Raw genomic sequence first — 6,893 nt, 5'->3', positions numbered from 1 at the left:
GGTGGAAGAGGAGGAGCATCAGTCCGCCGGCGACCAGGCCCCAGAACGCGCCGCCCACGCCGAGCAGGGTCACCCCGGAGGCGGTGACCACGAAGGTGACCACCGCGGCCTCGCGCGCCGCCGGCTCGGCGAGCGCCGAGGTGAGCGCGGTGGCCAGCGCGCCGAGCAGCGCCAGCCCGGCGACCGCTTCGATCAGCACCGGCGGGGAGAGCGCGACCAGCGCGGTGGCCGCCCCGGCACCCAGGCCGAGCAGGGCCAGCCCGGCCCCGGCGGTCACCGAGGCGATCCAGCGGCGGTCCGGATCCGGGTGGGCGTCCGGGCCGGCGGCCAGTGCGGCGGTGATCGCGGCCAGGTTGACCGCGTGCCCGCCGACGGGCGCGGCGGCGGCGCTGGCCAGCCCGGTGACCCGCAACGCCGAGCCGAGCGGCGGCCGGTAGCCGTAGCCGACCAGCACCGCCGTCCCGGGCACGTTCTGCGCGGCCATGGTGACCAGGAACAGCGGCAGCGCCAGCCCGACCAGCGCGGCGACGTCCCAGGCCGGGGCGGTCAACTCGACCACCGGCCGCAGCCCGACCTCGCCGAGCCCCGCGGCCGGCGTGGTCAGCGCGATCGCCACCACCGCCACCACCAGCGCCCCGGGCACCGCCCAGCGCCGCGCGAAGCGGTGCAGCAGCAGCCAGACCGCCACCACCGGCACGGCCAGCCGGGGCACCTCGACCAGCGCGCGCACCGGTGCGGTGCAGAGCGGCAGCAGCACGCCGGCCAGCATCGCCCCGGCCACCGGTTGCGGGATCGCCGCGACGGCCCGGCCGAGCACCGGGAACAGCCCGGCGGCCACGATCAGCCCGCCGCAGACCAGGAACGCCCCGACCGCGACCGGCCAGCCCCCGGGCATCGGGCCGGTGGCCACCAGCAGTGCCGCGCCCGGGGTGGACCAGGCGATGGTCATCGGCAGCCGGTGCCGCAGCCCGAGCCAGGCGGCGCAGAGGCCGGACGCGAGACAGAGCGCGAGCAGCCCCGAGGCGGCCTGCGCGTCGGTGGCGCCGACCGCCCGCAGGCCGGCCAGCACGACGGTGAACGAACTGGCGAAGCCGACCAGCGCGGTCACCACCCCGGCCAGCACCGGTTGGGTCCGCCCGGCCATCCCCGCCTCCCACCCCGGCGCTCCGCCGGATGCCCGTACGCCATCGTTCCGTAAACGGAACATCAGTCGTGTAGCACCATAGCGGGGTGCCGCAGCCCTCACCAACCCGCCAAACGACCCCCGAACCCGGTGCCGACCCGGGCGCCGACCAGGGTGCCGCCGAGGTCGGCCGGCGGGTCCGGGCGCTCCGCGAGGAACGCGGGATCTCGCTCTCCGCGCTGGCCCGGCTGGCCGGGGTGGGCAAGGCGACCCTCTCGGGGCTGGAGAACGGCACCCGCAACCCGACCCTGGAGACGCTCTACGCGGTGACCGCGCAGCTCGGCGTACCGCTGACCGCTGTGCTCTCCGGGCCGGCCGCGACGCCGACCGTACGCGGGGCGGCGGTCAGCGCCACCCTGCTGGAGGTCTTCGACGACGCCGACGCCACCTACGAGCTGTACCGGATGCGGGTCACGCCGGGCCCGGGCCAGCTCTCCCCCGCGCACCAGCCCGGCGTCACCGAGCACGTCACCGTCTTCGCCGGCGTGCTGCGCGCCGGCCCGGTGGACGCGCCGCTCACCGCGGCGGCCGGTGGGCACCTGCGCTGGACGTCGGACGTGCCGCACCTGTACGCCGCCGTCGGCGACGAGGAGGTGGCGGCCAGCCTGCTGCTCCGCTACCCGCGCCGCTGACCCCGGCGGACCCGCCCCCGCCACACGAACGCGGACGCGATCCCACCACCACGCAGCCGCTGTCCCGCCACGCCACGCGGTCAGCCGTCGACCGGCGCGGGCAGCCGGTGCCGCACCGCCCAGATCGCCGCCTCGGTACGCGACGCCGCCCCGGTCTTGCGCAGCAGGTTGGACACGTGCACGGTAACCGTCCGCACCGAGATGCCGAGCTCCCGGGCCACCTGCTTGTTGGACATCCCGGCGACCAGGCAGCCGAGCACCTCCAACTCCCGCGAGGTCAGCTCCACCTCGCCGCCGGCCAGCGGCTCCGCCGGGGCCCGGGAGGTCGGCGCCACCGGTGGCCGCAGCAGCGCCGCCGGCTCCTGGCCCGCGTGTGCGGCGAGCAGCTCGGTCAGCGCGTACGGGTTGCCGCCGGTGCGGGCGCAGACCGCGCGCACCAGCGCGGCGGGCGGGCGCGTCCCGTCGTACACCTGGGTCAGCACCTCGGCGACCTCGGCCGGGCGCAGCGGGCCGAGGCGCTGGCGCACCGCGCCCGGCACCCCGCAGAGCCGGGCCAGCGCGCGGGCCGCGAGGTCCGGCGCGACCGCGTCCGCGGCGGGCCGGGTGGCCACCAGCAGCAGCGCCGGCAGTTCGGCGGCGGTGGCCAGCTCGCCGAGCAGGTTCAGGCTGGCCGGGTCGAGCGCGTGCAGGTCCTCCACCACCAGCACGGCCGGGCCGGCGCCGACCAGCAGCCGGACGGTCCGCACGGCGAGTCGGAGCAGGGCGCCCGGGGCGTACCGCTCGCGCGGCGCGGTGGGCTGCTGGGCCAGCCAGGCGAGCGCGTCCGGCGGCAGGTCGAGCGCGCTGGTGTCCCGCCCGCTGAGCACGGCGGCCAGCCAGTCGTACGGTGCCGGGTCGTGCACCCGGGCCGCGCCGGAGAGCAGCACCGCCGGTCGCGGGGTGAAGCTGTCCACGGCGGCGGCGACCAGCAGGCTCTTGCCCACCCCGGCGTCGCCGCTGATCACCGCCACGGTCGGTGCGGTACGCCGACCGGTGACCACGGTGGACCAGGCCCGGTCGAGCTCGGCCAGCTCACCGGCGCGCCCGACCATGGACACCGGCATCATTCCCCAACCCTACGCAGTAGTGCGTAGAGACGGCGGCAGGGTGTTCTTGGCAAGCTTGTCCCATGACGCTGATCCTCCGCTCGGCCATCCGCAACGACATCGGGCTGGTCCGGACCAACAACGAGGACTCCGCCCTCGCCGGTGACCGCCTGGTCGCGGTGGCGGACGGCATGGGCGGCCTGCCGGCGGGCGAGGTGGCGAGCGAGATCGTCATCCGGATCCTGGACGAGCTGACCCCACCGTCGACCCCCGACGAGGCCGCGGACGCGCTGCGTGCCGTGGTGAGCACCGCCAACCAGCGCATCCACGCCGCCATCGCGGTCGACCCCGCCCGCGAGGGGATGGGTACGACGCTGACCGCCGCCCTGCTCGCCGGGGACGCGCTGGTGCTCGCCCAGGTCGGCGACTCCCGCTGCTACCTGCTGCGCGACGGGGAGCTGAGCCAGCTCACCCGGGACGACACCTTCGTGCAGGCGCTGGTCGACCAGGGCGCGCTCTCGCCCGAGCAGGCCCGGCACCACCCACAACGGTCGCTGGTGACCCGGGCCGTGCAGGGCACCGACACGCCACCCGCGATCGGGGTGATCACCGTGGTGGCCGGCGACCGCCTGCTGCTGTGCAGCGACGGCCTCTCCGACTACGTGGCCGATCCGGAGATCGCCGCCGCGCTCACCCTGTACGCCGACCGCCAGCAGTGCGGCGAGCAGCTGGTCAAGCTCGCCCACCAGGCCGGCGCCCCGGACAACGTCACAGTGGTGGTCTCCGACGTCACCGCCGCCTGATCCCGGCGCCGGCGGCAGCCGTCCACCGGCTGGGCGGATTCCGGTTGCGGCAGCGGGCCGGTCGGGTTGGGATGATCGGATGACGGTGCGCCGGGTGACTTCCGAGGAACGACTGACCACCAGCTTCGTGCTCGGCGCGTACGCCTTCGAGGCGTCGCCGCGCAGCGCGGCCCGGGCCGAGGAGTTCCGCCGCTACCTGCCCTACAACGAGGGCAACCGGACGCTGGTCGTGGAGGAGGACGGCAGCACGCTGGCCGCCGCCTCGGCCATCCCGATGCGGCAGAACCTGCGCGGCGCGGTGCTGCCGATGGCCGGCGTCGCCGGGGTGGCCAGCCACCCGCTGGCCCGCCGCAGGGGGCACGTGCGGACGCTGCTGAACCAACTCCTCGACGAGATGCGCGACGAGGGGCACCAGCTCACCGCGCTCTACCCGTTCCGGCCCTCGTTCTACGCCCGGTTCGGCTACGTCGGGCTGCCGATGCCGCGCACCGCCACCTTCACCCCGGCGGATCTCGGCGAGCTGGTCGCCGCCGACCTGCCCGGCGAGGTGGGCTGGGAGCGGATCGGCGACGGCTACCCGACCTGGCGCGAGTTCACCGAGCGCTGCCTGCGCGAGCGGCACGGCTTCGCGATCTTCCCCGACTACCGGGACGTCGGGTTGCGCCACCGCGACGAGCACTGGCTGCTCACCGCCCGCAGCGGCGGAACGGTCACCGGCGCGGTGACCTACCGGATCGACGACCACGGCGGCACCCTGGTCGCCGGCGACCTGCTCGCCACCGACCCGTACGCCCGGGCGCTGCTGTTGCAGTTCTTCGCCCGGCACGTCGACCAGGTGGCGAAGGTGACCGTCCAGCTCCCCGCCGACGAGCTGCCCGAGCTGTGGCTGACCGACCTGGCCGTGCACGTCGAGGCGCGGGTGGCCCGGCCGGATTCGGCCGCCCCGATGGCTCGGCTGCTGTCGGTGGACGCGCTGGCCGGGTTGCCCGCGGGGCCGGGCCGGGTCCGCGTCGAGCTGACCGGCGACCGCTGGCTGGCCGGGACGTACCTGCTGGACGGCACCACCGGCTCGGTGGAGCTGGTCGCCGGGCCGGCCACCGGCACCCCGCCCAAGGCCACGCTGACCGCCGCCGGGCTCTCCGCCCTCGCGTACGGGGTGCTCGACCCGGCCGAGGTGCACCTGCGCGGGCTGGGCGACGTGCCGGTGGACGCCGCGACCGAGCTGCGCCGGCTCTTCCCGCGCCGGCTGCCGTACCTCTTCGCCGGCTTCTGACCGCGCCGCCGCCCCGATCAGCAGGGCGGCGCCGGCTGGTACGCCCGGGTGCCGCAGCGGGTCATCGCCTCGATCATGGCGTTCGGCGCCGGCACGCTGCTCTCGGCCGTCTCCTTCGAGCTGATCGTCAAGGCGTACGAGCATGGTGGGGTGCTGCCGACCACGCTCGGCGCGGCGGCCGGGGCGGTGGTCTTCACACTGGCCAATGTGGTGCTGGCGCGGCGCGGCGGGCAGCACCGCAAGCGCTCCGGCCGGCGGCAGCCCACCGAGGCACAACGACCCGGCTCAGGCAACGCGATAGCGGTCGGCGCGCTGCTGGACGGCATCCCGGAGTCGGTGGTGATCGGGGCCAGCCTGCTCGGCGGCAAGACGGTCAGCCTGGTCACGGTGGGCGCGGTCTTCCTCAGCAACGTGCCGGAGGCGCTGTCCAGCGCGGCCGGCATGCGGCACGCCGGCCGGAGCCGGCGCTGGGTCTTCACGCTCTGGACGCTGATCGCGCTGGCCACCGGGGTGTCCGCGGTCGCCGGCCACATCCTGCTCGGCGACGCCTCACCGGCGGCGCTGGCGGCGATCACCGCGCTGGCGGCGGGCGGCATCCTCGCCATGATCATCGACACCATGGTGCCGGAGGCGTTCGAGAACGCCCACCTGCTCGCCGGCCTGATCACGGTCGCCGGGTTCCTGATCGCCTTCGCCGTCGCCCATCCTTAGCTCCGGGTTAAACCGTCGCGCCGGACCGGTCCGGACGGCCGGTGGGCTCCTAGCATCACGGGGTGCGTCCGAAGTCGCTCCTCGTCCTGCTCGTGTTGGCCGTCGCCACGGCGGGCCTGCCGGCCTGCGGATCGTCCGACGCGCCCCGGGTCGAGCCGTCGGCATCGGCCGGCGCGTCCAGCCCCGCCCCGGACGCCGCCCCGGCCGCCCGGGCGGGGCTCGGCGGCCCGGGAGCGAGCGCCAGCCCGAAGCCCTCGACCGGTGCCGTGCTCAAGGCCGGCAACCCGAAGGGCCGCGCCGGCGTGCCGGCCGAGGCGCGGGCCGTGGACACCTCGAAGCCGACCCGCCGGATCGGCACCGGCACGGTGGCGAGCTGCACCTCCGAGGCGGTGGTCAAGGCGGTGGCGGCCGGCGGGATCATCACCTTCGACTGCGGGCCCGACCCGGTGACCATCGCGATGAAGGCCACCGCCAAGGTGCGCAACGCCAACGGGCCGAAGGTGGTGCTGGACGGCGGCGGCAAGGTCACGCTCAGCGGGCAGGGGCGCCGGCGGATCCTCTACATGAACACCTGCGACAGCGCGCAGGGCTGGACCACCTCGCACTGCCAGAACCAGGATCACCCGCAGCTCACCGTGCAGAACCTGACCTTCACCGACGGCAACTCCACCGGGGACCGGGCCGAGGGCGGCGGCGGTGGGGCGATCTTCGTCCGGGGCGGCCGGTTCAAGGTGGTCAACTCGCGCTTCGTCCGCAACCGCTGCGACCGCACCGGCCCGGACCTGGGCGGCGCCGCCGTCCGGGTGCTCAGCCAGCACGAGAACAAGCCGGTGTACGTGGTGCAGAGCACCTTCGACGGCGGCTCCTGCGCCAACGGCGGGGCGCTGAGCAGCATCGGCGTCTCCTGGGTGGTGCTGAACAGCGTGTTCACCCGCAACCAGGCGATCGGCAACGGCGCCAACCCGGCCCGGGCCGGCACCCCCGGCGGCGGCAGCGGCGGCGCGATCTACTGCGACGGCGACGAGTTCACCGTCCGGATCGCCGGCACCATCATCGAGGGCAACCGGGCGAAGGAGGGCGGCGGGGCGATCTTCTTCGTCAGCAACAACCGCACCGGCACCCTGAAGATCGAAAGCTCCACCCTCCGCCGCAACCCCAGCGACGGCTTCGAAACCCCTGGCTACCCCGGCATCTTCTTCCTGTCTC

Annotated in this window: 7 protein-coding genes; 5 read left to right on the top strand and 2 right to left on the bottom strand. The window is 75.5% G+C overall.

Annotation, left to right across the window (positions count from 1 at the left end; all coding sequences use genetic code 11):
* Positions 1 to 1,144, bottom strand: a 1,144-nt coding sequence (locus DLJ47_RS07895) for a benzoate/H(+) symporter BenE family transporter (RefSeq protein WP_109899405.1), incomplete at its 3' end; no start/stop codon positions are given.
* An 86-nt stretch (positions 1,145 to 1,230) separates the two neighbouring features.
* Between DLJ47_RS07895 and DLJ47_RS07890 the strand changes: the two genes are divergently transcribed.
* A complete protein-coding gene (locus DLJ47_RS07890; RefSeq protein ID WP_109899404.1) occupies positions 1,231 to 1,815 on the top strand; it encodes an XRE family transcriptional regulator in 585 nt (194 codons plus the stop codon).
* An 80-nt stretch (positions 1,816 to 1,895) separates the two neighbouring features.
* Here DLJ47_RS07890 and DLJ47_RS07885 read toward each other — a convergent pair whose 3' ends face one another.
* Positions 1,896 to 2,921, bottom strand: a complete 1,026-nt coding sequence (locus tag DLJ47_RS07885; protein ID WP_109899403.1) for a helix-turn-helix transcriptional regulator — start codon at positions 2,919 to 2,921, stop codon at positions 1,896 to 1,898.
* A gap of 62 nt (positions 2,922 to 2,983) precedes the next feature.
* Between DLJ47_RS07885 and DLJ47_RS07880 the strand changes: the two genes are divergently transcribed.
* From DLJ47_RS07880 to DLJ47_RS07865, 4 genes are all read left to right on the top strand, one after another.
* Complete coding sequence (locus DLJ47_RS07880) at positions 2,984 to 3,703, top strand: PP2C family protein-serine/threonine phosphatase (protein WP_109899402.1); 720 nt, start codon at positions 2,984 to 2,986, stop codon at positions 3,701 to 3,703.
* A gap of 79 nt (positions 3,704 to 3,782) precedes the next feature.
* Complete coding sequence (locus DLJ47_RS07875; RefSeq protein ID WP_109899401.1) at positions 3,783 to 4,976, top strand: GNAT family N-acetyltransferase; 1,194 nt, start codon at positions 3,783 to 3,785, stop codon at positions 4,974 to 4,976.
* Positions 4,977 to 5,024: 48 nt separating this feature from the next.
* A complete protein-coding gene (locus DLJ47_RS07870; RefSeq protein ID WP_233257710.1) occupies positions 5,025 to 5,687 on the top strand; it encodes a ZIP family metal transporter in 663 nt (220 codons plus the stop codon).
* 62 nt (positions 5,688 to 5,749) lie between these two features.
* On the top strand, positions 5,750 to 6,893 hold a 1,144-nt coding region (locus tag DLJ47_RS07865), incomplete at its 3' end, for a hypothetical protein (protein WP_109899400.1).

It is taken from the genome of Micromonospora sp. S4605 (assembly GCF_003176715.1).
Taxonomy (GTDB): domain Bacteria; phylum Actinomycetota; class Actinomycetes; order Mycobacteriales; family Micromonosporaceae; genus Micromonospora; species Micromonospora echinaurantiaca.
This window is presented reverse-complemented; position numbering and strand designations above follow the sequence as displayed.

What these genes read in the sequence shown, in the direction of transcription:
- DLJ47_RS07885 (WP_109899403.1), bottom strand. Translation starts at nt 2,921, where the DNA reads ATGATGCCGGTGTCCATGGTCGGGCGCGCCGGTGAGCTGGCCGAGCTC.
- DLJ47_RS07880 (WP_109899402.1), top strand. Translation starts at nt 2,984, where the DNA reads ATGACGCTGATCCTCCGCTCGGCCATCCGCAACGACATCGGGCTGGTC.
- DLJ47_RS07875 (WP_109899401.1), top strand. Translation starts at nt 3,783, where the DNA reads ATGACGGTGCGCCGGGTGACTTCCGAGGAACGACTGACCACCAGCTTC.